Origin of the sequence: Limnohabitans sp. Rim8 (assembly GCF_945869175.1) — a bacterium.
GTDB lineage: Bacteria > Pseudomonadota > Gammaproteobacteria > Burkholderiales > Burkholderiaceae_C > Limnohabitans_A.
In genome coordinates this window covers 1-23,633 of the sequence record NZ_CAMBNZ010000039.1, presented here as the reverse complement: position 1 = coordinate 23,633, position 23,633 = coordinate 1, and the positions used below count along the sequence as shown (strand labels likewise).

Genomic DNA, 23,633 nt, shown 5'->3' with positions numbered 1-23,633 from the left:
AGCGCGGTGCCGTCGAACTCGTGCACAAAGTTCAGCGCCCACTCGTCCACCCGGTCGGTCATCAGCAACACTTCGATGCCTTTTTTCTTGAAGACTTCGAGCTGTGGGCTGTTCTTGGCCGCGGCCAAGGTGTCGGCGGTGATGTAGTAGATCGCGTCCTGACCTTCTTTCATGCGGGCTTTGTAGTCGGCAAAGCTCACGCTCACGGTGTCGCTGGTGGTGGACGCGAAACGCAGCAGTTTGGATAGGCGGTCACGGTTGCCAAAATCTTCGCCCAGGCCTTCTTTGAGCACCGCGCCGAACTCGGCGTAGAACTTGGCGTATTGGCCGAACTTGGCTTTGTCTTCTTCACTCACCACATCCGTGACGCCGTCTGTGCCCGCTTCGGGGGCCTTGTCGTGTTTGGCCAGGTCCTCGAGCATGGACAGCACGCGTTTGGTGCAGCCTTCGCGGATGGCTTTCACGTCGCGGCTTTCTTGCAACAACTCGCGGCTCACGTTCAAAGGCAAGTCGGCGGAGTCCACCACGCCTTTCACAAAGCGCAGGTAGCTGGGCATCAGCGCTTCGGCTTCGTCCATGATGAACACGCGTTTGACGTAGAGCTTGATGCCCGCCTTCTTGTCGCGGTTCCACAAATCTTGTGGTGCCTTGCTCGGGATGTAAAGCAACTGGGTGTATTCGGTGCTGCCTTCTACGCGGTTGTGCGTCCAGGTCAGTGGGGCTTCAAAGTCGCGGCTGATTTGTTTGTAGAAATCAGCGTATTGCTCGTTGGTGATGTCTTTCTTGGGGCGGGTCCACAAAGCGCTGGCTTTGTTGATGGTTTCCCATTCGCCAGTCTTGACCATGCCACCGGGTTGACGACCCGCTTCTTCGTTGCTGGGGTCGATCAGCTCGCCGTCTTTCCACTCTTCCTTTTCCATCAAGATGGGCAGGCTGATGTGGTCGGAGTATTTGCCGACGATTTCCTTGAGCTTCCAGGTGTTGGCGTAGTCCAGGGCTTCTTCGCGCAGGTGCAAGATCACTCGGGTGCCGCGTTCGGCGCGATGGATCGTTTCAACCTCAAAGTCGCCTGTACCGCCGCTGATCCAGCGCACGCCTTCGGCCGCTGCTGCGCCCGCACGGCGGGTTTCCACGGTGATCTTGTCGGCCACGATGAAGCCCGAATAAAAACCCACACCAAACTGACCGATCAACTGGGCGTCCGACTTTTGGTCGCCGCTCAGCTTGCTCATGAAGTCTTTGGTGCCGCTCTTGGCGATGGTGCCCAAGTGGTCGATGGCTTCTTGCGCCGTCATGCCAATGCCGTTGTCGGTGATGGTCAGGGTTTTGGCGACTTGGTCAAAAGAGATGCGCACTTGCAAATCGGGCGCGTCTTCGTACCAAGCGGTGTTGTGCAGGGCTTCAAAACGCAGCTTGTCGCAAGCGTCCGAGGCGTTGGAGATCAGCTCGCGTAAAAAAATCTCTTGGTTGGAGTACAGCGAGTGGGTGACCAGGTGCAGCAGTTGCGCAACTTCGGCCTGAAAGGCATGGGTTTGTTTGCTCATAGCGGTTCAACAGGTAAAAAGATCGGAAAACAGAAATCAAAAAAATGAGAACGCCTCACAGTTGGGGGCGTCTGCCAGCGTTTCAAGAGGCGTCAGAACGACTCGTTGGGACCCAAATAGCGCCACGTCCCCGCCGGCATCTGCCCCAACTGCACGCCGCCCATGCGGATGCGTTTGAGGCCCACGACTTTCAGGCCCACCTGCTCGCACATGCGGCGGATTTGGCGCTTCTTGCCTTCGGTCAACACAAAGCGCAGTTGCTCGGGGTTTTGCCAGTCGACCTTGGCGGGCTTGAGCGGCTTGCCGTCCAGGCTCAGCCCGTGGCGCAGGCGCTCCAGTTGTGCTTTGGGGAAGACGGCTTGCACGTTGGCGCTGACCCGGTCGAAGTCGCCAATGGCCGTCAACTGGTTGGCCTTGCCGCCATAGGTGGCCGAGGCGGCTGCGGCAGCGGCGGTATTTTCGTGGCCGGTGTAGGCCACGCGCACCAGGTATTCCTTTTCCATCTCCGAGTCTTCACCGATCAACTGGCGCGCCACGCGGCCGTCTTGCGTCAGCACCAAGAGACCCGTGGAGTCGATGTCCAGGCGTCCGGCCGGGGCCAAACCGCGCAGATGGGGGGGTGTGAAGCGCAATTTGGACGGGTCACCTCCCCAATGGCTGCGCGGGTTGATGAGGGTGATGGCGGGCTCGTGCCCGTCTTCGGCTTGGCCGCTCACATAGCCCATGGGCTTGTGCAAAAGAATAGTCACTTGTCGGTCTTGCTGCTGTTCGGCGGCTTTGTCGATGGTGATGCGATCCGACAGCGTGACCTGTTGGCCCATGCTGGCGGGCAGGCCATTGACCTGGACCCAGCCTTGCTCAATCCAGGCATCGGCCTCGCGGCGCGAGCACATGCGCAGCTCGGCCATGCGTTTGTTCAGGCGCGAGGTGCCGCCGGGGGCAGCCGTTTCGCCTTTGCCTTCGGGGCGGGGGGCGCGTTTGAAAGCCGGAGGCTGGGTCATGGGTGTGCTGAGTCAAAAAAGGGGACAAGTCGGCAAGCGGCCCATTGTCCCTTTTTTGCCAGGGACCCTTCAGGGACTTCGCGCAAAAAAGTGCGCCAAGTCCTTGAGTTGTGCGTCGTTGATGCCGTACAGCGCAGCGGCCATGACGGTGTCGCGGCCTGGGCCGGGGTTGTCCCGGTATTCCTGCAACACGTTGCGCAAGTAGGTTTCGTGCTGGCTGGCCAGACGGGGAACCTGGTCGCGCCCACGGTGGTCGGGCAAGTGGCAAGTGCCGCACAGGGCGCTTTTGGCCAGTTCTTGACCGCGCTGAAAGCTTTGCAGGTCTCGCTTGGCCGTTGAGGCCTTGGGTGCGATCTGGGCTGAGAAATACTGCGCCAATGCGGTCAACTCTGTGTCGGGCACCCCCTCCAGCGTGCCTTTCATGGCGGGAATGTCTCGCAAGCCTTCGCGGATCAAGACCAGCTTGTTTTCCAGATAGGTTTTGGGCTGGGCTGCCAAAGAAGGAATCGAGGGCACTTGCGAGACCCCTTGTGGGCCGTGACAGGCCATGCACATGGCGGCGCGCTCAGGCGCTTTGATGTTGGCATTGACTTGAGCTGCGCCTGCAGTTGCTGGCGCAGAGCTTTGTGCCAGCACGGGCCAGACCGCCAAGCCCCCGCTCAACACCAGGGCAGCTGTTGCCAGCGCCCTGGTGTGCGAGGGGCACTTACTTGGCATACGAGATGCGGTAGATGGCCCCCAACTGCTCGTCAGAAACCAGCATGGCGCCATCGGGCATTTGCAGCATGTAAGTGGGGCGGCCCCAGAAGCTGTTGTCGCTGTCGTCCTTGAAGCCACTCATGAAAGATGTGACCTGGGCGGCTTTGCCTTCGGCATCGGTTTTGACCATGGCCACATCAAAGCCAAACTTTTGAGTTCGGTTCCAAGAGCCTTTGCGGGCCACAAACAACGCATTTTTGTACTCTGCCGGAAACATATTGCCCGTGTAAAAATGCACGCCCATCACCGCAGCATGCGGGCCCATGGTGGTCACGGGCAAGGTCACGCCATCGCAGGGCTTGTCCTTTTTGATGTCGCGATCGGCCACAGCGTTGGCATGGCAATAGGGGAAGCCGAAGTTCAGACCCGTCTTGGGCATGCGGTTGAGTTCGTCTTCAGGGCCTTCATCGCCCATCCAGTCGCGACCATGGTCGCTGAACCACAGTTCTTTGGTCACGGGGTGCCAGTCAAAACCCACGGTGTTGCGCACGCCCGTAGCGATCACTTCCATGCCCGAGCCGTCGGCGTTGTAACGGCGAATTTGAGCGTATTCAGCGCCGGGCTCGCAAATGTTGCAAGGTGCGCCGAAAGGCACGTACAGCTTGCCGTCCGGACCGAAGCTCAGGTATTTCCAGTTGTGGTGTTGCAGTGGCGGCAGCTTGAAGGCGGCGGTCATGTCTACGGGTTGCGCGTTGGGGTTGGCTTCGATGCCGTCATAGCGCAGCACCTTGTCGATGCCCATGACATACAGGTTGCCCTTGTGCATGGTGACGGCGGGCTGGTTCAGCTTGTCCACCAGCACGCGGCTGGTGCGCTCTTTGCCGTTGTCACTGATTTCATAGACGCGGCCCAAGCCGCGTGTGCCTGCGTAAATTTTGCCGCTCTCACCACGGCTCATGGCGCGAACGCCCGGCGTGCCGGTGGACCAGATTTCGGCCTTGAAACCTGGTGGCAGTTTGAGTTTGTTCAGGGGAATGTCGGCCGCCGCAGTGACGGTGAGTTTGCCCGCCAGCGGGGCCAGCGTGGAGTTTGCCATTTCTGCGGGCATGCCTTGCTTCCAGGCTGGAGGGGGTGCTGCGGGGGCGGCTGTTTGGGCCATGGTTTGTCCGATGCCGAATGTCAAAACGGCGGCGCTCACTGCAATTTTCTTGAACATCAAAATCTCCAGGTTATTGTTGGGTTTCCGGGCTGGAGCGTATCGGTGTCAAATCGCGCTGAGTACAGGGTTATTGCTGAGGACAATGGGTTTTGGGTCGCGCAAATGACTCAGGTGGGAGGCTTATAAAGTGGCGGTCCGCAGCCCCTGTAAGTCCAGAATCCGCAGCCCGCCATACTCCACCCGAATGAGCTGACGCGCTTCAAGTACGCGCAGCGCTTCGTTCACGCGTTGGCGCGACAAACCCACCAGATAGGCCAGCTCTTGCTGGGTGATGCGCAGCACCTCGCCGACGCCGGAAAACAGAACCGGGTTGAACAAGGCGGCCAAATGACGCGCCAGACGCAGTTCGGGATTGGTCATGCGGTCCATTTCTCGGGCAGCAATGAATTGGCCTAAACGTTCGTTGAGCTGCTGCATGATGAAGCGGTTAAAGCCCAGCGAGTGGTCGATCAACCAGTGAAAGGTCTCAAGGGGCATGCCGGCAACCAGGCTGGGGCGAAGCGCCTGGATGTTGTACCGGTAAATTTCGCGTTTGAGCGCCGTGCCCTCCCCAAACCAGCCGCCTGGTGGCACACCCGTGAAGGTCATGGTCTGACCACTGGCGTTGTCGGTGCTCATTTTCAGAAGGCCCGAAATCACGCCAAACCAGTAGGTCACCGGTCGGCCGATGCGGCACACATAGTCGCCCGTTAGAGGATCGCTCACCACCAATTGCGGAACGATTTTCAGCTGTTCTTGCGGGCTCAGCAGTTGCAGCCACGGGATCTCTTTCAGTTCGGATTCTGTGGGCGCACGGCGGCGCTGGTGGACGCTGTTGAGTTGAACCATGGTGTTTGTCTGTGTGTCAGCCGACGGTCAGCTGGGCTAGGGGTCTTCCCTGAATTGTCGTCCAAACGACAACTTAACGTCAAATGAGTGCCTACCATTATTCAAAGTTCAGTCGCATTGGGTTCAATGCACCGTTTTGGAGACAGGTCAGGTCATGCAAACAACGTTTCCCCGTTTGATGCTCAAGCACGCTGCCGAGCGCCCCACAGCCCCCGCACTGCGGGAGAAAGAATATGGCATTTGGCAGGCCACCAGTTGGGCTGCCTTGTCGCAGTTGGTCGAGTCCATCGCCTGCGGTCTGCACCAAGCGGGTTTGCAGCGCGGTGAGCACCTGATCGTGGTGGGTTCCAACCGCCCGCGCTTGTACGCGACCATGCTGGCTGCACAGTCGCTCGGTGCCATCCCTGTTCCGCTGTACCAAGACGCTGCCGCTGCCGAATGCGTGTTCCCTGTCACCAACGCCGAGGTGCGCTATGCCGTGGTCGAAGACCAGGAGCAGGTCGACAAAATGCTGGAAGTGCGCGAGCAGTGCCCTCAGCTGACCCACATTTATTACGACGATCCGCGTGGCCTGCGCAAGTACACCGAAGAAGGTTTGGGATCGCTGGAAGAGTTGATGGCCGCAGGTTCGGTGTTTGCCAAGCAACACCCCCAGTTTTATGTGCAAGAGTTGGACAAAGCCGCCCACACCGATGTGGCCGCGATGTTCTTCACTTCGGGCACCACCGGCAACCCCAAGGGCGTGGTGCACACGCACGGCTCCTTGATCGACCGCGCCGATGCCGGGGCCGAGTTTGACAAGCTGACCAGCGATGAAGACGTGTTGGCTTACATGCCGCCGGCCTGGATCGGCCAGAACATCTTCAGCTATGCGCAGTGGCTGGTGTGCGGCTATGTGGTCAATTGCCCTGAGTCGGCCGCCACGGTGACTATTGATTTGAAAGAAATTGGCCCGACCTATTACTTCGCGCCGCCCCGTGTGTTTGAAGGCATGCTCACCAGTGTGATGATCCGCATGGAGGACGCTGGCAGCATCAAGCGCAAACTGTTCCATTACTTCATGGGTGTGGCCAAAAAAGTCGGCCCCGACTTGATGGACGGTCAGTCGGTGGGCTTCGTGCACCGTTTGGTCTATGGGCTGGGCAACCTGATGGTCTATGGCCCTTTGCGCAACAACATGGGTTTCAGCCGAGTGCGTGTGGCCTACACCGCGGGTGAGGCCATTGGCCCTGACTTGTTCACTTTTTTCCGCTCGATCGGCGTGAACATCAAGCAACTGTATGGCTCCACCGAAACCGCGGTGTTTGTTTGCCTGCAGCCCGACAACGAAGCCCGCGCCGACACCGTCGGTGTGCCGTGCAAGGGGGTCGAGATCAAGGTGGCCGACAACGGCGAGATCTTGGTCAAGTCGCCTGGCCTGCTCAAGGGCTATTACAAGAACCCCACGGCCACGGCCGAGGTGTTGACGGACGATGGCTGGTACCACACCAGCGATGCGGGCTTCATTGACACGCACGGGCACCTCAAGATCATCGACCGCGTGAAAGATGTGGGCCGCATCCAGGGCGGCGCCAACGACGGTGCGATGTTTGCGCCCAAATATGTCGAAAACAAACTCAAGTTTTTTCCGCACATCAAAGAGGTGGTGGCCTATGGCGACCAGCGCGACAAAGTGTGTGTGATGCTCAACATCGATTTTGATGCCGTAGGCAACTGGGCCGAACGCCGCAACCTGCCCTATGCCGGCTACACCGATCTGGCGCAAAAGCCAGAGGTGTACCAGCTCATCCAAGAGTGTGTTGAAAAGGTCAACGCCGACTTGGCCGAAGACGCTTTGTTGGCGGGCAGCCAGGTCAGCCGTTTCCTCGTGCTGCACAAAGAACTCGATGCCGACGATGGCGAACTCACCCGCACCAACAAGGTCCGCCGGGGCTTCATCGCCGATAAATACAAACCGTTGGTCGATGGCCTGTACCAGGGCAAAACCGAGCAATTCATCGAAACGGTCGTCAAGTTCGAAGACGGCCGCACCGGCAGCGTGAGCGCCACGCTCAAAATTTCCGATGCCAAGACATTCACACCCGTGAAGGCAGCAGCATGACCAAGAAAATCGGCGACGTGATTCTTGACGTCAACAACATCAGTTTGCGCTTCGGGGGCGTGAAGGCGCTGACCGATATTTCGTTCAACGTGCGCGAGCACGAAGTGCGGGCCATCATCGGCCCCAACGGCGCGGGTAAGAGCTCGATGCTCAATTGCATCAACGGTGTGTACCAGCCGCAAGAGGGCAGCATCACTTTCCGTGGTCAAACCTTTGACCACATGAACAGCCGACAAGTGGCCGAAATGGGCATTGCCCGCACGTTCCAGAACTTGGCCTTGTTCAAAGGCATGAGCGTGATCGACAACATCATGACCGGCCGCAACCTGCACATCAAAAGCAACCTGTTCATGCAGGCCTTGCGCATCGGTCCTGCCCAGCGTGAAGAAGAGCAGCACCGGGAGTTCGTTGAGCACATCATCGACTTTCTGGAAATTCAGGCCTTTCGCAAAACGCCAGTGGGTCAGTTGCCTTATGGTTTGCAAAAGCGGGTCGACCTGGGTCGTGCCTTGGCCATGGAGCCGCAGGTGCTGCTGCTCGACGAGCCGATGGCCGGCATGAACATGGAAGAAAAGCAGGACATGTGCCGCTTCATTCTGGATGTGAACGACGAGTTCGGCTCCACCATTGTGCTGATCGAGCACGACATGGGGGTGGTGATGGACATCTCGGACCGAGTGGTGGTGCTGGACTATGGCAAAAAAATCGGCGACGGGACTCCCGAAGAAGTGCGCAACAACGAAGAAGTGATCAGTGCCTATTTGGGCACCAGCCACTGAGGAGAACAAGACATGGCATTTTTTCTGGAAGCTCTTTTCGGTGGCCTGATGGCCGGCATGCTTTACTCATTGGTCGCCCTCGGCTTTGTGTTGATTTTCAAGGCCTCGGGCGTGTTCAACTTCGCGCAAGGCGCGATGGTCTTGTTCGCGGCATTGGCCATGGCCCGTTTTTCGGAATGGGTGCCCGCTTGGTTGGGCATCGAAGACAAATTCTTGGGTAACCTGATCGCTTTTTCAATGGCGGCTGCAGTCATGTACGTGTTGGCTTGGCTGATCGAGCGTTTGGTGTTGCGCCACTTGGTCAACCAAGAAGGCGTGACCTTGCTCATGGCCACTTTGGGCATCACTTACTTTTTAGACGGTTTGGGTCAAACCATTTTTGGCAGCGACATCTACAAGATCGATGTGGGCATGCCCAAAGATCCGGTGTTCTTGTTCGACTCGGTCTTTCCGGGCGGCGTGTTGGTCAACCTTGAAGACGTCTATGCGGCTTGCATTGCAGCCTTGTTGGTGGTGGTGTTGTCGCTGTTTTTCCAAAAAACCAGCACCGGCCGCGCCCTGCGTGCCGTGGCCGATGACCACCAAGCGGCCCAATCGATTGGCATTCCGCTCAACCGCATTTGGGTGATCGTCTGGTTCGTCGCCGGCATCACCGCCTTGGTGGCCGGCATCATCTGGGGCTCCAAGATGGGCGTGCAATTCTCTTTGACCACCGTGGCTTTGCGTGCCTTGCCCGTCATCATTTTGGGCGGTCTGACCTCGGTGCCTGGCGCGATCATTGGCGGCCTGATCATTGGTGTGGGTGAGAAGTTGTCCGAGGTGTATTTGGGCCCCTATGTGGGCGGTGGCATCGAGATCTGGTTTGCGTATGTGCTGGCTCTGGTGTTCTTGCTGTTTCGTCCGCAAGGCCTGTTCGGCGAAAAAATCATCGACCGCGTGTAAGGAGACACACCATGTTTTACAGAGAAAACGGTCAGTTCAAAACCTCTTACCGCAAAGACCAGCAGATCTTTGCCATCGCGCAAGACCGCTGGGCCATCTTGGCGTTGATCGCCTTTGCATTCGTCGGCGTGCCCTTTTTGGCAGATGAATACACTTTCCGCGCCATCCTGATCCCTTTCCTGATCCTGTCGCTGGCGGCTTTGGGCGTGAACATTTTGGTGGGTTATTGCGGACAAATTTCGCTGGGTTCGGGCGCATTCATGGCGGTGGGTGCCTACATGGCCTACAACACCTACATCCGCATTGAAGGCATGCCGCTGATCGTGGCCTTGCTGGCAGGGGGTTTTTTCGCCACCTTGGTGGGCGTGTTTTTCGGCATTCCCAGCTTGCGCGTCAAAGGTCTTTATTTGGCAGTGGCCACCTTGGCCGCTCAGTTCTTTTGTGACTGGGCTTTTCTGCGCGTGGGCTGGTTCACCAACAACAACGCATCGGGCTCGGTGTCGGTGTCCGACCTGAACGTGCTCGGCATGCCGATTGACACCCCACTGCAGAAATACATCTTCTGCTTGGTGTTTTTGGTGGTTTTTGGTGTGCTCGCCAAAAACTTGGTGCGCAGCGCCATTGGCCGTGAGTGGATGGCCATCCGCGACATGGACGTGGCCGCTGCCGTCATTGGTATCCGTCCTGTCTACGCCAAGCTCACCGCCTTTGCGGTCAGCTCCTTCATTGTGGGGGTGGCCGGCGGCCTTTGGGGCTTTGTCCACCTGGGCTCTTGGGAGCCTGCGGCTTTCTCGATCGACCGATCCTTCCAGTTGCTGTTCATGGTCATCATCGGTGGCATGGGCTCCATCATGGGCAGCTTCTTCGGTGCCGCTTTCATCGTGATTTTGCCGATTTTCCTGAACCAGTTCCTGCCATGGGCGGGTGGCATGGTGGGCGTGACCATCTCCACGGCAGCGGTCTCGCACACCGAGTTCATGATCTTCGGTGCCCTGATCGTGTGGTTCTTGATTGTGGAGCCACATGGCCTGGCCAAACTGTGGTCAGTGGCCAAACAAAAGCTGCGTCTGTGGCCCTTCCCGCATTGATTTTTGTCCGTATTGATTTTTTAACGTGTTTTTTCAAGTGCTATCAACTTTTTTAACAGGAGACAAACCATGAAGCTTCGTCAACTCGTCTTGGCCACCACGGTGGCGGCTGCTGGCCTTGCCAGCGCGCTGGTCAGCACCCTGGCCACGGCCCAAACCAAAGAACAGTTCTTCCCCGTGCTGGTCTACCGCACCGGCGCCTACGCCCCCAACGGCGTGCCTTTTGCCAACGGCTATGTCGACTACCTCAAGCTGGTCAATGCGCGTGGCGGCATCAACGGCGTGAAGTTGTCGTTTGAAGAATGCGAAACCGGCTACGCCACCGACCGTGGCGTGGAGTGCTATGAGCGCCTGAAGGGCAAGAACGGCGGCGCGACCGTGTTCCAGCCTTTGTCCACCGGCATCACATTTGCCCTGACCGAAAAAGCCCCTGGCGACAAGATCCCCTTGATCACTGCCGGCTATGGCCGCAGCGAATCGGCTGACGGCGGTGTGTTCAAGTGGAACTTCCCTCTCGCAGGCACCTACTGGGTTGCCGGTGACGTGATCATCCAGGACATCGGCAAAAAGGCTGGTGGTGTCGACAAGCTCAAAGGCAAGCACATCGCTTTGGTTTACCACGACAGCCCGTTTGGCAAAGAAGCCATCCCGATCTTGCAAGAGCGCGCCGCCATGCACGGCTTCAAGCTGAGCCTGTTGCCCGTGACTCACCCTGGCGTGGAGCAAAAGTCCACCTGGCTGCAAATTCGCCGTGACCGCCCGGATTACGTCGTCAACTGGGGTTGGGGCGTGATGAACTCCACCTTGCTCAAAGAAGCACAAGCCACCGGTTATCCCCGTGAAAACATCTGGGGGGTGTGGTGGGCAGGTGCCGAGCCTGATGTCAAAGACATCGGCATGGGCGCCAAAGGTTACAACGCCATCACCATGCAGCACGGCACCGAAAAAGGCTCTGCGGTCGTGAAGGAAGTGCTGGAGAAGTTGCACGCCAAGAACCAAGGCACTGGCCCTAAAGACGAAGTGGGTGAAGTGCTGTACATGCGCGGCTTGTTCAGCGCCATGTTTGCGGTTGAGGGTGTTCGTCAAGCCCAAGAGAAATACGGCAAGGGCAAGGTCATGACGGGCGAGCAAGCGCGTTGGGGTTATGAAAACCTGAACCTGACCCAACCCAAACTCGATGCCTTGGGCTTCAAGGGTGTGTTGCGTCCCATCTCCACTTCGTGCGCTGACCACATGGGTGCCAACTGGGCCCGTATCCACACATGGGACGGTGCCAAGTGGCAATTTAGCAGCGACTGGATGCAGGCCGATGAGCAAATCATCAAGCCCATGGTGAAAGCCGCTGCAGAAAAGTACGCCGCCGAGAAAAAGATTACGCGCCGCACCCCTGCGGATTGCCAGTCTTGATTTGATTCCATCCTGCCGCGCAAGCGGTAGGTGGTCAGCTGCTGCGGGCTCGCGCCCGTGCGCAGCGGCCAAATGAAACCCTTGCGTGCAGCGTTTTCATTTGGCTTGAACCCCAGCGCAGAGAAAAGGCACAGTCCATGAGCGACAAAAATATTGTTCTGAATGTCAACGGCATCGAGGTCATTTACAACCACGTCATCTTGGTGCTCAAGGGCGTGTCGCTGCAGGTGCCCGAGCAAGGCATCGTCGCTTTGTTGGGTGGCAACGGCGCGGGCAAGACGACCACGCTGCGGGCGATTTCCAACTTGCTCAAAGGCGAGCGCGGCGAAGTGACCAAGGGCAGCATTGAGCTGCGGGGTGAACGCATCGAAAACCTCTCGCCTGCCGATTTGGTGAACCGGGGCGTGGTGCAGGTCATGGAAGGCCGGCACTGCTTTGCCCACTTGAGCATCGAAGACAACCTGATGACCGGCAGCTACACCCGCACCAACAAGGGCGAAATCGCCGCCAACCTGGACAAGGTCTATACCTATTTTCCGCGCCTGAAAACCCGCCGCACTTCGCAAGCCGCCTACACATCCGGCGGCGAGCAGCAAATGTGCGCGATTGGCCGTGCCTTGATGACCAACCCCAGTGTCATGTTGTTGGATGAGCCCTCCATGGGCCTGGCGCCGCAGATCGTGGAAGAGGTGTTCAACATCGTGAAAGATTTGAACGAAAAAGAAAAAGTGACCTTCCTGATCGCCGAACAAAACACCAACATGGCGCTCAAGTACTCGGATTACGGCTACATCATGGAGTCGGGCCGCATCGTGATGGACGGCGCTGCCGAAGACCTGCGCACCAACGAAGACGTGAAAGAGTTTTACCTGGGCATGGGCGGCGGCGAGCGCAAGAGCTTCAAAGACGTCAAGAGCTACAAGCGCCGCAAGCGCTGGTTGGCTTGAGTTTTGGCCCGCCCCATTTTTCCCAGCAGTACCTATGAAAAGCCCCCCATGAGCCAGCACTTCGACGACCTGGAAACCCGCAGCCCGCAAGCGCGAGAAGCCGCCCTGATGACCCACTTGCCCGCGCAAGTGGCGCACGCCAAAGGGCATGCCCCTGCTTTTGCCGATTTGTTGCGCGATGTCGATGCCGCCAGCGTCAACAGCCGAGCCGCTTTGGCCGCCTTGCCTGTCATCCGAAAATACGAATTGCTCGAGCGCCAAAAAGCCGCACGTGCTGCGGGGGGCAATGTGTTTGGGGGCTTCAGCACCTTGGGTTTTGGCCAAGGCATGACCCGTGTGTTTGCCAGTCCCGGCACGATTTACGAGCCCGAGGGCACCCGCAGCGACTACTGGCGCATGGCGCGCACCATGTTTGCCGCAGGCTTTCGCCCTGGTGAGTTGATCCATAACTGCTTCAGTTACCACTTCACACCCGCTGGCTCCATGATGGAAACGGGGGCCCACGCTTTGGGCTGCACGGTCTTCCCAGGGGGCATTGGTCAGACCGAGCAGCAAGTCACGGCCATGGCCGAGCTGCAGCCTGCGGGTTACATCGGCACCCCCAGTTTCCTGAAAATCATCCTCGAAAAAGCGGCCGAAATGGGCGTGCCTTTGCCCAGCGTGCGCAAGGCCTTGGTGTCGGGCGAGGCCTTTCCGCCCAGCCTGCGCGACTGGATGACGGCCCGTGGTGTGGACGCCTACCAGTGCTACGCCACGGCCGATGTGGGCTTGATCGCTTATGAAACCGCTGCCCGCGAGGGCTTGGTGATCGACGAAGGCGTGATCGTCGAGATCGTGCGGCCTGGCACGGGTGACCCGGTGCCCGAAGGTGAAGTGGGCGAGTTGGTCATCACCAGCCTCAACCCGGATTACCCCTTGATCCGTTTTGGCACCGGCGACTTGTCGGCCATCCTGCCGGGCTCGTGCCCCACGGGCCGCACGGGTTTGCGCATCAAAGGCTGGATGGGACGGGCCGACCAGACCACCAAAATCCGGGGCATGTTTGTGCACCCTGGGCAGGTGGCGGAGATCGTCAAGCGCTTCCCTGAAGTGCTCAAAGCCCGTCTGGTGGTCAGCGGCGAGATGGCCAATGACCAAATGGCCCTGCATGTCGAGACCGCTAGTTTGTCCGACGATGCGCTCAAGGCCCGGGTGTCTGAGGCGGTGCGCGACGTGACCAAATTGCGCGGTGAAGTTCACTTCGTGGCCGCAGGCAGCCTGCTCAACGATGGCAAGGTCATCGAGGACGCGCGCAGCTACAAGTGATTCCCCTTAGGCAGGTGCCGAGTGGCCGTTTTTTGGGGACTGCACAGACCCAATCCCCTGCCAAATCAAGGCCAAATTAGGGAAAGCGTCTAAGTATTTTCCGCCATGGCAATCCCCAACTTTGGTTCTAAACTCATAGATCACTTTTGAGGTTTGAAAATGAAAAAATTGTTTGCTTTGGCCGCATTGGCCGCTGTTTCGGTGGGGGCCTTGGCCCAAACCTACCCCGGTACCAAGCCGATCTCCATCGTCGTGCCCTTCACCGCGGGCGGCCCGACCGACCGCGTGGCACGCGATTTGGCCGAAGCCATGCGCAAACACGTGCCAGGCAGCAATTTTGTGGTCGAAAACGCGGCAGGCGCCGGTGGCACGATCGGGGCCACCAAAGTCGCCAAAGCCGCCCCCGATGGCCATACCTTGCTCTTGTTTCACATTGGCATGGCCGCGACACCCGCGCTGTACCGCAAGATCGCTTACAAGCCGCTGGAAGACTTCGAGTTCTTGGGCATGGTCAACGATGTGCCCATGACCTTGATCGGCAAGCCCCAGTTGCCCGCCAACACCTACCGCGACTTTGAAAATTACATCCGTGCGAATGCCGGCAAGCTGAACATCGCCCATGCGGGTTTGGGTTCCGCCTCGCACATTTGCGGTTTGCTGTGGCAGTCCACTTTGCAGACCAAAGACGCGATGACCACCATCCCGTTTGGCGGTACTGCGCCCGCCATGACTGCCCTGATCGGTGGCCAGGTCGATGTGATGTGTGACCAGACCACCAACACCACCCAGCAAATCGAGGGGGGGCGTGTCAAGGCATTTGCTGTGACCACCGCCAAGCCATTGAGCACACACCCTGTTCTGAAGTATTACCCCAGCCTGCAAGAGATGGGCCTCAAAGGCTTCAACCTCAGCATCTGGCACGGTCTGTATGCCCCTAAAGGCACACCCGCGGCCATCACCAAGACCTTGAACGAGGCTTTGAAGAAGGCCTTGAAAGACCCCGAGTTCATCAAAAAGAACGAAGGTCTGGGCGCATTGGTGGTGACCGACAACCGCTCCGATCCGGCTGAGCACAAAAAGTTTGTGGCTGCTGAAATGGTCAAGATCAAAGCGGCCGTGGACGCGGCCGGCAAGTACGCCGACTGATCTTCCCCGATCGCTCAGAAAAGCCGCTCTTTCAGAGCGGCTTTTTTCATGGCGACTTTTCCGACGCTTCAGTTGGCAAACCTCTCGGTGCCCACAATGCCCAGTTTGCTCAAGCCCGCGCGTTGGGCACCTGCCAGCACGGCAGCGGTTGTTTCGTACTTGGCTTTGGCGTGTGAGCGAATGTGCAGCTCGGGTTGGGGCTGCAAAGCAGCGGCTTCAGCCAGTTTGGTTTCCAGCGCCTGCCTATCGGCCAGAATTTGACCGTTCCAACGCAGGGTGGCATCGGCTTCGATGTCAATCTTGACCACCACTGGATCGGTCTTGGGCGGTGTGCTGGAAACCACAGGCATGTCCAGATTCACCGAGTGCAATTGCGCCGGGATGGTGATGATCAGCATGATGATCAGCACCAGCATCACGTCGATCAACGGCGTGGTGTTGATGTCCATCATCACTTCGGGTTCGTCGCTGTTGCCGCTGCCCAAATTCATGGCCATTTGCGTGTCCTTGGGTTGGAAAGACTTAAGGGGTCGGGTCGGTGATGAAGCCGACCTGCGTAATGCCAGCGCGCTGCACTGCGTACATGACGCGCCCAACCGACTCAAATACACTTTGTGCATCGCCCCGGATCTGCACGTCGGGCTGTGGCTTCATGGCGGCAAACTTTTGCAGCCGCGTTTGCAAGTCGACAGGGTTTTGGATGAGTGAGTCGTAAAGGTAGATTTGTCCTGCTCGGTTGACAGAGATGACCACAGTCTCGGGTTTGGCTTCGCGCACCACGTTCTGTTCTTTGGGCAGGTCCACCTTGATGGAAGTGGTCACCACGGGAATGGTGATCAAGAAAATGATCAGCAGCACCAGCATCACATCCACCAAGGGTGTGGTGTTGATGGTGCCGATGACCTCGTCATCGTCTGATGTGCCCAAGGTGGGGCCCAGGTTCATGGCCATTATTTTTGGGCCGAAGCCAGCAATACAGCGTGCAGGTCGGCACCAAAGGCATTGACTTCTTCCATCGCCGCCTTGTTGCGTCGAACCAAAAAGTTGTAGCCCAGCACTGCCGGCACGGCCACGGCCAAGCCGATGGCGGTCATGATCAGCGCTTCGCCCACGGGACCGGCCACTTTGTCAATGCTGGCCTGGCCCGACATGCCGATTTTGACCAGCGCATGGTAGATGCCCCAGACGGTGCCGAACAAACCGACAAAGGGCGCTGTGGAGCCCACAGTGGCCAACACCGCCAATCCATCTTGCAGGCGGCTTTGCACCGTGCCCATGGCCCGCTGGATGCTCATGGTCACCCAGGTGTTGAAGTCCACGTTGCCCAGCAAGCCTTCGTGTTTGGCAGCGCCTTCCAGGCCTTTTTCGGCAATGAAACGGAAGGGACTGGTGGATTCCAGCGCGTCGGCCGCTTGGCGTACAGAACCTGCGGACCAAAAGTTGGCTTGCGCCGCTTGGGCGAACTTGTGCAGCTTGGACTGTTCGTTGAACTTGGTGAAGATCACGTACCAACTGCCCATGCTCATGATCACCAAGATCAGCAGTGTGCCCTTGGCCACGGCATCGCCTTGAGCCCAAAGGGCGCCCAAGCCGTAGGGATTGGCTTCTGCCGTGGGGGCTTCGCTTGGGGTCAGGCTGGCGCTGGCCACTTGGCTTGGGGCCTTAGTCGCATCCGGCGCGGCCATGCTGTGGCCTGCAAACAAAAAACTGGCACACAAAAGGGCGCCCAGCAGGCTGCGTTTCAAAATGTTGAACATGTGGGAGTTTCCTTGGAACTTCGGTGAATCAGGGGGTGGTTGTTGAAGCCATGAAAATAGCGTCGTCATTCCAGTCGCCAAACGTATTGGATGGTGGTCCAGGCTTGTTCGGGTTTGCCGTCCACCGTGGCGGGTTTGAACTGGCATTTCGCCAAACCTGCTCGTGCAGCCTCGTCCAAGCGTTTATAGCCGGAGCTTTTCGCCACTTCGGATTGAATGACCTTGCCATCGGCGCCCACCAAAAAGCGCAGGGAGACGGTGCCTTCTTCTTCCATGCGTTTGGACGCGGTGGGGTAGTCGGGTTTATCGCATGGGGTGCTGCTGACGCCTGCCGAGGTGCGCACCGGGGCTTTGGCGGGTGCAACAGGTGCAGGCGCTTGTGCAGGTAAAGCAGGACCGGGTGTTGTCACAGGTGGTGCCACAGGTGCCGCAGGTGGTGCCGGAGTGGGCGCGGTGGTGATGGCCGCGATGGCATTGGGCTGAGCCACCACGGCCGGCGTGACGGCCGGTGGCACATAAGCCGGTGTGGGTGGGGGTGGCGCGGGCGGCGGTGGCTTGGGTGTAGGGGGTGGGGGCGGGGGCGGGGGCGGGGGCGGGGGCGGCAATTCGGCGCGCTTTTCCTCTAGCAACAGGGCCTGCACCACCACCGGCATTTTTTCAATGACCGTTTGCGTCAAGCCGGCTTGGATGGCCCAAAAAAGCAAGCCATGCACCACCACCACGGCCGCCAAGCCCAGCAGCTTGCGCTTGGGCGGTGCTTGAAGGTAGGTGTAGGTGGACATGATGGCGCAAAGGCAGTGAAGTGGCGTGGTGGAGGTGCGTGAAGCGTGTATTTTGCGTGAGAAGACGGCGCTTGCTGCCCCAAGACATTGCTCAGAGGGCGGTTTTTTCGACCTCAGGGCAGCGCTCGCTGACGAAAGACTTGGACCTGTTGTTCATGGTTTGATCTCTGCCGCCGCAGCCGCCGCGCGTTGGGCAAATTCGGCCCGCAGCGCCTTGAGCTTCTCGCGCGGGTCTTCTTTGGTGGTGTTTTCGTCCAGACGCATTTCGGCAATGAAGCGGCTGGGCAGAGCAGCCACGGTTTCGCGGCCTTTTTTGCGGCGTCGGGTCCAGCTCACGGCCAGACTGCGCTGGGCACGGGTGATGCCCACATACATCAGGCGTCGCTCTTCTTGCAGGCGCAGCAAGATGCCCTCTTGGCTGGCCCCACCCGTGGTGTCGTCATCGCCCAACTTGAAGGGCAGCAGCCCCTCGTTCACGCCCACCAGCATCACATGCGGCCACTCCAGACCTTTGGACGCGTGCAAAGTTGAGAGTGTGACCACGTTTTGGTCCTTTTCGCGATCGCTCAAGGTCGAGATCAGGGAGATGGTTTGCGCCACTTCCAACAGGTTCTTGGTTTCGGTCGCTTGCGTGCCAGTTAGTGCCCCGGTCGCGTCCTCGATCTCGCCGCCGCAGCGCCCGGCCATCCAGTCGCAAAACTCCAGCACGTTGGTCCAGCGGGCTGAGGCCACTTTTTCATTGTCTTCGCCCTCATACAGGTGCGATTCGTAGCCAATTTCTTTCAGCCACTCCAATAAGAGGGCCAGTGCGGCGTCTTTGCCCACGGTTTGTCGGGCACGAAACGCCAGATCGTTGATGTAGCGGCCAAACTCGTGCAGGCCGGTCACGGCGCGGGCATTCACCGCACTGGGCAGGCTGCCCGCAAACAAGGCTTCGAAGAGGCTCAGTTTGTATTGCGTGGCAAAGGTGCCCAGTTGCCCCAGCGATTGGTGACCGATGCCGCGTTTGGGGCTGGTGATGGCGCGCAAAAAAGCCGGGTCGTCGTCGTTGTTGATCCACAAACGGAACCAGGCGCACAGGTCCTTGATTTCGGCCTTGTCAAAAAAGCTCTGTCCACCAGACACTTTGTAAGGAATGTTGGCGCGGCGCAAGGCGTGTTCAAACGGCCGTGCCATGTGGTTGGCCCGGTACAAGATCGCAAAGTCCTTGAACTCGCGGTGCTTGGATTCCAGCGAATGCCCGAAGCGAATCGACTGGATGCGTGCAATCGCCCGGTCGGCCTCGTGCTCTTCGTTCACCGAATCGACCACGCGCACCGGCTCGCCTTCACCCAACTCCGAAAACAGCGTCTTGGGAAACAACTTGGGGTTGGGCTGGATCACATTGTTGGCGGCCCGCAGAATAGCGCTGGTGGAGCGGTAGTTTTGCTCCAACTTGATGACATTCAGTTGCGGAAAATCCACTGGCAAGCGCTTGAGGTTGTCCAGCGTGGCCCCGCGCCAGCCGTAGATGGACTGGTCGTCGTCGCCCACCGCCGTGAAGCGGGCCCGATCGCCCACCAGGTGTTTGAGCACCTCGTATTGGGTGGCGTTGGTGTCCTGGTATTCGTCCACCAGCACATGGCCCATCTTGGCTTGCCAGCGCTCGCGCACTTCGGGGTGGTCGGCCAGCAGTTTCAGGGGCATGCCGATCAGGTCGTCAAAGTCCACGCTCTGGTACGCCGTCAGCCGTTCTTGGTACAGGCCCATGATGCGGGCGATCACCCGGGCGTTGTCGTCGGGCGCTTGGGCTGCGGCCTGCTCGGCGTTCAGACCCATGTTTTTCCAGAGGCTGATCGTCCACTGCCACTGGCGGGCCGTGGCCGCGTCGGTGGTGCCGCCGCAGTCTTTCAAGATGCTGGTCACATCGTCTGCGTCCATGATGCTGAACTGCGGTTTGAGCCCCAGCACCGCGCCGTCTTCGCGCATGATGCGCACGCCCAAAGCGTGAAAGGTGCAAATCAGCACATCTTTGGCAGCGCGGCCAATCAGCTGTTTGGCGCGCTCACGCATCTCGGCGGCGGCCTTGTTGGTGAAGGTGATGGCAGCGATGCGCCGGGGCTCCAGCCCGGCTTCGATCAAGCGACCGATCTTGTGCGTGATCACCCGCGTCTTGCCCGAACCTGCCCCGGCCAACACCAGGCAAGGGCCGGAGACAAAATTCACGGCTTCGAGTTGGGCGTTGTTCAGGCCAGTTGACATGGTTTTTTTGGGGGGGAAGCGAGGTGGCAGGCCAAGCGGGCCATCATAGCGGGCTGGCGTTTGACACCTGCCCGTATGACGCGGACCGACAGGCTGAAAAACTTCGCTGCAAGTCCTGCACTGACAGCCCGTTTGGGCCCATCCAGCTTGTCCGCACTGCGACTGTCTTGGACCTTGGAGCCTACTGGTTTACCCCGACAATCGGACATGCTTGAAATTTTGCGTGTCACCTTCCCCTTCTTTGCACTGGTTTTGTGCGGCTATGTGGCGGCCAAATGGCGGTTTTTGCCTTTGGCGGCGATCCCCGGCTTGAACGGCTTTGTGCTGTTCTTCGCGCTGCCTTGCATGTTGTTCCGTTTTGGGGCCGACACACCGATCGCCCAGTTGCTCGATGCCGGGGTGTTCTTTTCGTATTTGTTTTGCGCCTTGGTGATGGTGGCTTTCAGCATCGCCATCAGCCTGAACCAGCGCATCCGCTGGAACGATGCGTCTTTGGGGGCCTTGGTGGCGGCTTTTCCCAACACCGGCTTCTTGGGCGTGCCTTTGCTGGTGGCCTTGCTGGGGGCGCAGGCGGTGGGTCCGGCCATTGTGACCATCGTGGTGGATTTGGTGATCACTTCGTCTTTGTGCGTGGCTTTGTCGCGCATGGATGCGGCCGGTGAGCATGGCGCGGCCGTGGCTGCCCGCAAGGCCTTGGCCGGGGTGCTGCGCAACCCCATGCCTTGGGCCATCAGCCTGGGCGCGGCGTTTTCATTTTGGAACTTGACCTTGCTGGGCCCGGTCAAGCAAACCGTGGGCTTGTTGGCGGATGCGGCTTCGCCCGTGGCTCTGTTCACCATCGGTGCGGTTTTGGCCCGATCGCAAATGCTGGCCCATGAGCGCACGGATGGCCCCATGCAACTGAGCGATTACTTGCCGATTGCCTTGGCCAAGCTGGTGTTGCACCCGGTTTTGGTCTTGTTGGTCGGTTTGACCGCGATCCAATGGGGGATGCCGATCGAGCCTTTGGCGCTGCAGGTGATGGTGTTGGTGGCGGCCTTGCCCAGTGCCAGCAATGTGTCGCTGCTGGCAGAGCGCTTGGGCGCCGACAACGGGCGTATTGCCCGCATCATTTTGGTCACCACCGCAGCCGCTTTTTTGACATTTTCTGGGGCGGTGGCGTTTTTCAAAGCCTGAGCCCTTGGGGCGGAGTTTCTCCGATCAAATGGCCTGCGGGTCCACGTCCACCAGCCAGCGGATCACGCCTTTGTGTTCGGGCTGGCTGCGCACCTGGTGCAGCACGGCGTGCAGGTGCCACAGCATTTTTTGCAGCGCCATGCGGCTGGGGCTTTCCATCAGCATTTGGGCGCGTTCCACATCGGCCACGCGCTGCATGCTCATGGGCACGGCGGGGTAGACGCTCACTTGCAGCACCAAGTCGGCGGTGGTCGGGTCGGCGCTCAGTTGCGCTTCCAGCGTTTCGCGGGCAGCGTTCAACAGGGCTTGGGCGGCTTCTTGGGTGCGGGCATCGGCCCGCAGCAAGGCTTGGTGGCTGATGGGCGGCAGGTCGGCGGCGGTGCGCTCGGTCAACTCACCCGCGGCAAAGGCCGGGTAATCGTGCTTTTTGAGCGCTTCAAACAGCGCGTGTGTGGGGTGAAAGGTCTGTACCCACATCTCGCTGGTGGCGCTTTGGGCGGCATCGCGCCCGGCTCTGCCCGCTGCTTGCATGAGCAAGGCAAACAAACGCTCAGGCGCTCGAAAGTCGCTTGAAAACAGCGCCGTATCGGGGTTGACAGCGGCCACCAAGCTGATGCGCCGAAAGTCGTGACCCTTGGCGATCATTTGAGTGCCTACCAACACATCCACCTCCCCCGAGTGCACCGAAGCCAGTTGGCTTTCGAGTGCGCCTTTCAGACGTGTGGTGTCGGCGTCGATACGGGCGATGCGGATGGGGGAGCCGTCCGGACGTTTGACATGTGCCAGCAGTTCGCCCAGGTGTTCTTCGAGTTGTTCGGTGCCTCGGCCAATCGGGGCGATGTCGGCGTTGCCACATTCGGGGCAGGCGCGTGGCACGCGCTCGGTCAGTCCGCAGTGGTGGCAGCGCAAGGTGCGGTCGATTTTGTGGAACACCCGAAACGCGCTGCAATGCTTGCATTCGCTTTTCCAGCCGCAGTCGGCGCAATGCAGCACGGGGGCGTAGCCCCGGCGGTTGAGCAGCAGCATGCATTGCTCACCACGCTCTACGCGCTCCTGAATAGCCGCCACCAGGGGGGCCGACAGCACCGTGCGGCGGGGTTGTTTGTTCATGTCCACGCGCCGCACTTTGGGCAGCAGGCCCGTGCCAATGCGCGAGGGCATGTGCAAGCGCAGGTAGCGGCCGCCTTCCTCTGCGGGTCGGCTCATGTGCCAGCTTTCCAGTGAGGGCGTGGCCGAAGCCAACAGAACCTGGGCGTTTTGCAAGCGGCCACGGTACACCGCCAAGTCGCGGGCCGAGTAGCGGGCCCCTTCTTGTTGTTTGTAACTGGGGTCGTGTTCTTCGTCGACCACGATGAGTTGCAGGTGCGGCATGGACGCAAAAATCGCCATGCGGGTGCCCAAGACGATGCGGGCATGGCCCGCGTGGGCGGCCAGCCAGCCTTTCAGGCGTTGGGCGGGCGTCATGCCGCTGTGCATGGAGACCACCGCCTCTGGGCCAAACCGCGCTCTCACCCGCTCTTCGAGCTGGGGCGTGAGGTTGATCTCGGGCACCATGAGCAGGGCTTGGGCCTGCGAGTCGGTGGCCAGCATGCGTTCCACGGCTTGCAAATACACCTCGGTCTTGCCGCTGCCGGTGCTGCCAAACAACAAAAATGGCCCAGTCCTGTTGGACATCTCGTCCAACACGGCCGATTGTTCCTCGGACAGTGCGGGCCCGGGTGTGGTGTGCACGGCGCGGTCGGCATTTTGCTTTTTGAGGCGGCGCGCCAGTTGCTCGGATGTCAGGTCGCGCAGCTGGGGCGGCAGGGCCGACAAGGCCACCTCGCCCAAAGAGCGTTGGTAATACTGGGCCGCAAACTGCACCAGTTGCCGCCAGCTGGCATCGAGCGGGGGCAGTCCTTCGAGTACCCCGGTCACCTCGCGCACAGCAGATTCGGGCATGTCGGTAGGCGCCGCAGCCAGCACCGTCCACACCACGCCGAGCACCTCCCGCTTGCCAAAAGGTACGCGCACCAGTTGACCTGGCTGCACCAAAAAGGGGCTTCGGTAGCTCAGCAATCCACCTACCTGGCTGTGCGCCGGGGTTTGGACGGCCACGTCAATCCAGTGCTGGATGATCACAGGGTTTCCGATGTTTTCTGTCAATTTGCGAGCGTTGGAGGTTAGCCGAATTCTTGAAACAAGAGGTAAGTTGTTGATTTAACAGCACTTTGCGATTGATTCAGAAAATCTGTGGATAACTTTGTTGAAAACTCGATCTTGCTGCTCTGGAAGCCTTGAAAATCAAGCCTTCCGCCAAATTGCCCATCCAATGTGCAAGATAAAAAGTTCAATGAAATCAATGACTTGCAGATTGGTTGGTCGTTGAGCTTTGCTGCTGTGCAGCAAGGCCTTGTCACCAAAGCGGCTTTTTACTTTTGTGCATAAGTCAAGCGGCCAAAGCCAAATAAATTGCAAAAAAAGGCTTTGAACGGTCTTTTTTCTATGCTAAGCGCCCCAGAAATTCAAAGAGCCCTGCTCACTTTTGGCGCAGGGCCCGCGAATGGCTGTGCACCGCCTCGACCAGCGCCGTGACATGCTCAGGCGGGGTGAACTGGCTGATGCCGTGGCCCAGGTTGAAGATGTGCGTAGGGCCTGTGGTCGTGGGGTCGGTGTGCGGCGTGCCAAAGCT

Annotated in this window: 21 protein-coding genes; 9 read left to right on the top strand and 12 right to left on the bottom strand. The window is 59.3% G+C overall.

Annotated elements, in window-relative coordinates:
• From htpG to Q0O19_RS07740, 5 genes are all read right to left on the bottom strand, one after another.
• The coding region (htpG, locus tag Q0O19_RS07760) for a molecular chaperone HtpG (protein WP_295521537.1) at positions 1-1,544 on the bottom strand (1,544 nt) is incomplete at its 3' end.
• Between the two features lie 92 nt (positions 1,545-1,636).
• Positions 1,637-2,545: a pseudouridine synthase gene (locus Q0O19_RS07755; RefSeq protein WP_295521535.1), complete on the bottom strand. Its 909-nt coding sequence runs from the start codon at positions 2,543-2,545 to the stop codon at positions 1,637-1,639.
• A gap of 69 nt (positions 2,546-2,614) precedes the next feature.
• Positions 2,615-3,208 (bottom strand): c-type cytochrome, encoded by a 594-nt coding sequence (locus Q0O19_RS07750; protein WP_295521533.1) that lies wholly within the window; start codon positions 3,206-3,208, stop codon positions 2,615-2,617.
• Positions 3,209-3,251: 43 nt separating this feature from the next.
• A complete protein-coding gene (locus Q0O19_RS07745) occupies positions 3,252-4,460 on the bottom strand; it encodes a PQQ-dependent sugar dehydrogenase (RefSeq protein WP_295521531.1) in 1,209 nt (402 codons plus the stop codon).
• Between the two features lie 123 nt (positions 4,461-4,583).
• A complete protein-coding gene (locus Q0O19_RS07740) occupies positions 4,584-5,291 on the bottom strand; it encodes a Crp/Fnr family transcriptional regulator (RefSeq protein ID WP_295521529.1) in 708 nt (235 codons plus the stop codon).
• Positions 5,292-5,445: 154 nt separating this feature from the next.
• On the opposite strand from Q0O19_RS07740, the gene Q0O19_RS07735 reads away from it, so the two are divergent.
• The 8 genes from Q0O19_RS07735 (at position 5,446) to Q0O19_RS07700 (ending at position 15,006) form a co-directional block, all read left to right on the top strand.
• Positions 5,446-7,392 (top strand): AMP-binding protein, encoded by a 1,947-nt coding sequence (locus tag Q0O19_RS07735; protein WP_295521527.1) that lies wholly within the window; start codon positions 5,446-5,448, stop codon positions 7,390-7,392.
• Positions 7,389-8,171 carry an ABC transporter ATP-binding protein gene (locus Q0O19_RS07730; protein ID WP_295521525.1) on the top strand — a complete coding sequence of 261 codons (783 nt, stop codon included), beginning with the start codon at positions 7,389-7,391 and terminating at the stop codon, positions 8,169-8,171. The genes Q0O19_RS07735 and Q0O19_RS07730 overlap by 4 nt, the downstream gene beginning before the upstream one ends.
• Positions 8,172-8,183: 12 nt before the next feature.
• Complete coding sequence (locus tag Q0O19_RS07725) at positions 8,184-9,113, top strand: branched-chain amino acid ABC transporter permease (protein WP_295521523.1); 930 nt, start codon at positions 8,184-8,186, stop codon at positions 9,111-9,113.
• Between the two features lie 11 nt (positions 9,114-9,124).
• Complete coding sequence (locus tag Q0O19_RS07720) at positions 9,125-10,201, top strand: branched-chain amino acid ABC transporter permease (protein WP_295521522.1); 1,077 nt, start codon at positions 9,125-9,127, stop codon at positions 10,199-10,201.
• 69 nt (positions 10,202-10,270) lie between these two features.
• Positions 10,271-11,608 (top strand): ABC transporter substrate-binding protein, encoded by a 1,338-nt coding sequence (locus Q0O19_RS07715; RefSeq protein ID WP_295521521.1) that lies wholly within the window; start codon positions 10,271-10,273, stop codon positions 11,606-11,608.
• A gap of 137 nt (positions 11,609-11,745) precedes the next feature.
• Complete coding sequence (locus Q0O19_RS07710; RefSeq protein ID WP_295521519.1) at positions 11,746-12,555, top strand: ABC transporter ATP-binding protein; 810 nt, start codon at positions 11,746-11,748, stop codon at positions 12,553-12,555.
• A 48-nt stretch (positions 12,556-12,603) separates the two neighbouring features.
• Positions 12,604-13,860 carry an AMP-binding protein gene (locus Q0O19_RS07705; RefSeq protein WP_295521518.1) on the top strand — a complete coding sequence of 419 codons (1,257 nt, stop codon included), beginning with the start codon at positions 12,604-12,606 and terminating at the stop codon, positions 13,858-13,860.
• 159 nt (positions 13,861-14,019) lie between these two features.
• Positions 14,020-15,006: a tripartite tricarboxylate transporter substrate-binding protein gene (locus tag Q0O19_RS07700; protein ID WP_295521517.1), complete on the top strand. Its 987-nt coding sequence runs from the start codon at positions 14,020-14,022 to the stop codon at positions 15,004-15,006.
• A gap of 68 nt (positions 15,007-15,074) precedes the next feature.
• On the opposite strand, the gene Q0O19_RS07695 is transcribed toward Q0O19_RS07700, so the two are convergent.
• The 5 genes from Q0O19_RS07695 to Q0O19_RS07675 all read right to left on the bottom strand — a co-directional run bounded on the left by Q0O19_RS07695 (position 15,075) and on the right by Q0O19_RS07675 (position 19,786).
• Positions 15,075-15,503 (bottom strand): biopolymer transporter ExbD, encoded by a 429-nt coding sequence (locus Q0O19_RS07695; protein ID WP_295521515.1) that lies wholly within the window; start codon positions 15,501-15,503, stop codon positions 15,075-15,077.
• Between the two features lie 25 nt (positions 15,504-15,528).
• A complete protein-coding gene (locus Q0O19_RS07690) occupies positions 15,529-15,957 on the bottom strand; it encodes a biopolymer transporter ExbD (protein ID WP_295521513.1) in 429 nt (142 codons plus the stop codon).
• Positions 15,957-16,763 (bottom strand): MotA/TolQ/ExbB proton channel family protein, encoded by an 807-nt coding sequence (locus Q0O19_RS07685; protein ID WP_295521511.1) that lies wholly within the window; start codon positions 16,761-16,763, stop codon positions 15,957-15,959. The genes Q0O19_RS07690 and Q0O19_RS07685 overlap by 1 nt, the downstream gene beginning before the upstream one ends.
• A 65-nt stretch (positions 16,764-16,828) precedes the next feature.
• Complete coding sequence (locus Q0O19_RS07680; RefSeq protein ID WP_295521509.1) at positions 16,829-17,545, bottom strand: energy transducer TonB; 717 nt, start codon at positions 17,543-17,545, stop codon at positions 16,829-16,831.
• A 153-nt stretch (positions 17,546-17,698) separates the two neighbouring features.
• Positions 17,699-19,786, bottom strand: a complete 2,088-nt coding sequence (locus tag Q0O19_RS07675) for an ATP-dependent helicase (protein ID WP_295521507.1) — start codon at positions 19,784-19,786, stop codon at positions 17,699-17,701.
• 207 nt (positions 19,787-19,993) lie between these two features.
• Between Q0O19_RS07675 and Q0O19_RS07670 the strand changes: the two genes are divergently transcribed.
• Positions 19,994-20,962 (top strand): AEC family transporter, encoded by a 969-nt coding sequence (locus tag Q0O19_RS07670; protein ID WP_295521505.1) that lies wholly within the window; start codon positions 19,994-19,996, stop codon positions 20,960-20,962.
• A gap of 24 nt (positions 20,963-20,986) precedes the next feature.
• Here the strand turns inward: Q0O19_RS07670 and priA are convergent, their stop codons facing one another.
• Both priA and Q0O19_RS07660 read right to left on the bottom strand, forming a co-directional pair.
• Positions 20,987-23,083 (bottom strand): primosomal protein N', encoded by a 2,097-nt coding sequence (gene priA / locus Q0O19_RS07665; RefSeq protein WP_295521503.1) that lies wholly within the window; start codon positions 23,081-23,083, stop codon positions 20,987-20,989.
• A 397-nt stretch (positions 23,084-23,480) separates the two neighbouring features.
• A partial coding sequence (locus Q0O19_RS07660; RefSeq protein ID WP_295519325.1) for a uroporphyrinogen decarboxylase family protein occupies positions 23,481-23,633 on the bottom strand: 153 nt, incomplete at its 5' end.

Coding starts and splice junctions, on each gene's coding strand:
- Q0O19_RS07730 (WP_295521525.1), top strand. CDS start 7,389: ATGACCAAGAAAATCGGCGACGTGATTCTTGACGTCAACAACATCAGT.
- Q0O19_RS07695 (WP_295521515.1), bottom strand. CDS start 15,503: ATGGCCATGAATTTGGGCAGCGGCAACAGCGACGAACCCGAAGTGATG.
- Q0O19_RS07735 (WP_295521527.1), top strand. CDS start 5,446: ATGCAAACAACGTTTCCCCGTTTGATGCTCAAGCACGCTGCCGAGCGC.
- Q0O19_RS07675 (WP_295521507.1), bottom strand. CDS start 19,786: ATGTCAACTGGCCTGAACAACGCCCAACTCGAAGCCGTGAATTTTGTC.
- Q0O19_RS07700 (WP_295521517.1), top strand. CDS start 14,020: ATGAAAAAATTGTTTGCTTTGGCCGCATTGGCCGCTGTTTCGGTGGGG.
- Q0O19_RS07710 (WP_295521519.1), top strand. CDS start 11,746: ATGAGCGACAAAAATATTGTTCTGAATGTCAACGGCATCGAGGTCATT.
- Q0O19_RS07715 (WP_295521521.1), top strand. CDS start 10,271: ATGAAGCTTCGTCAACTCGTCTTGGCCACCACGGTGGCGGCTGCTGGC.
- Q0O19_RS07690 (WP_295521513.1), bottom strand. CDS start 15,957: ATGGCCATGAACCTGGGCCCCACCTTGGGCACATCAGACGATGACGAG.
- Q0O19_RS07740 (WP_295521529.1), bottom strand. CDS start 5,291: ATGGTTCAACTCAACAGCGTCCACCAGCGCCGCCGTGCGCCCACAGAA.
- Q0O19_RS07685 (WP_295521511.1), bottom strand. CDS start 16,763: ATGTTCAACATTTTGAAACGCAGCCTGCTGGGCGCCCTTTTGTGTGCC.
- Q0O19_RS07745 (WP_295521531.1), bottom strand. CDS start 4,460: ATGTTCAAGAAAATTGCAGTGAGCGCCGCCGTTTTGACATTCGGCATC.
- Q0O19_RS07705 (WP_295521518.1), top strand. CDS start 12,604: ATGAGCCAGCACTTCGACGACCTGGAAACCCGCAGCCCGCAAGCGCGA.
- Q0O19_RS07725 (WP_295521523.1), top strand. CDS start 8,184: ATGGCATTTTTTCTGGAAGCTCTTTTCGGTGGCCTGATGGCCGGCATG.
- Q0O19_RS07680 (WP_295521509.1), bottom strand. CDS start 17,545: ATGTCCACCTACACCTACCTTCAAGCACCGCCCAAGCGCAAGCTGCTG.
- Q0O19_RS07670 (WP_295521505.1), top strand. CDS start 19,994: ATGCTTGAAATTTTGCGTGTCACCTTCCCCTTCTTTGCACTGGTTTTG.
- Q0O19_RS07755 (WP_295521535.1), bottom strand. CDS start 2,545: ATGACCCAGCCTCCGGCTTTCAAACGCGCCCCCCGCCCCGAAGGCAAA.
- Q0O19_RS07720 (WP_295521522.1), top strand. CDS start 9,125: ATGTTTTACAGAGAAAACGGTCAGTTCAAAACCTCTTACCGCAAAGAC.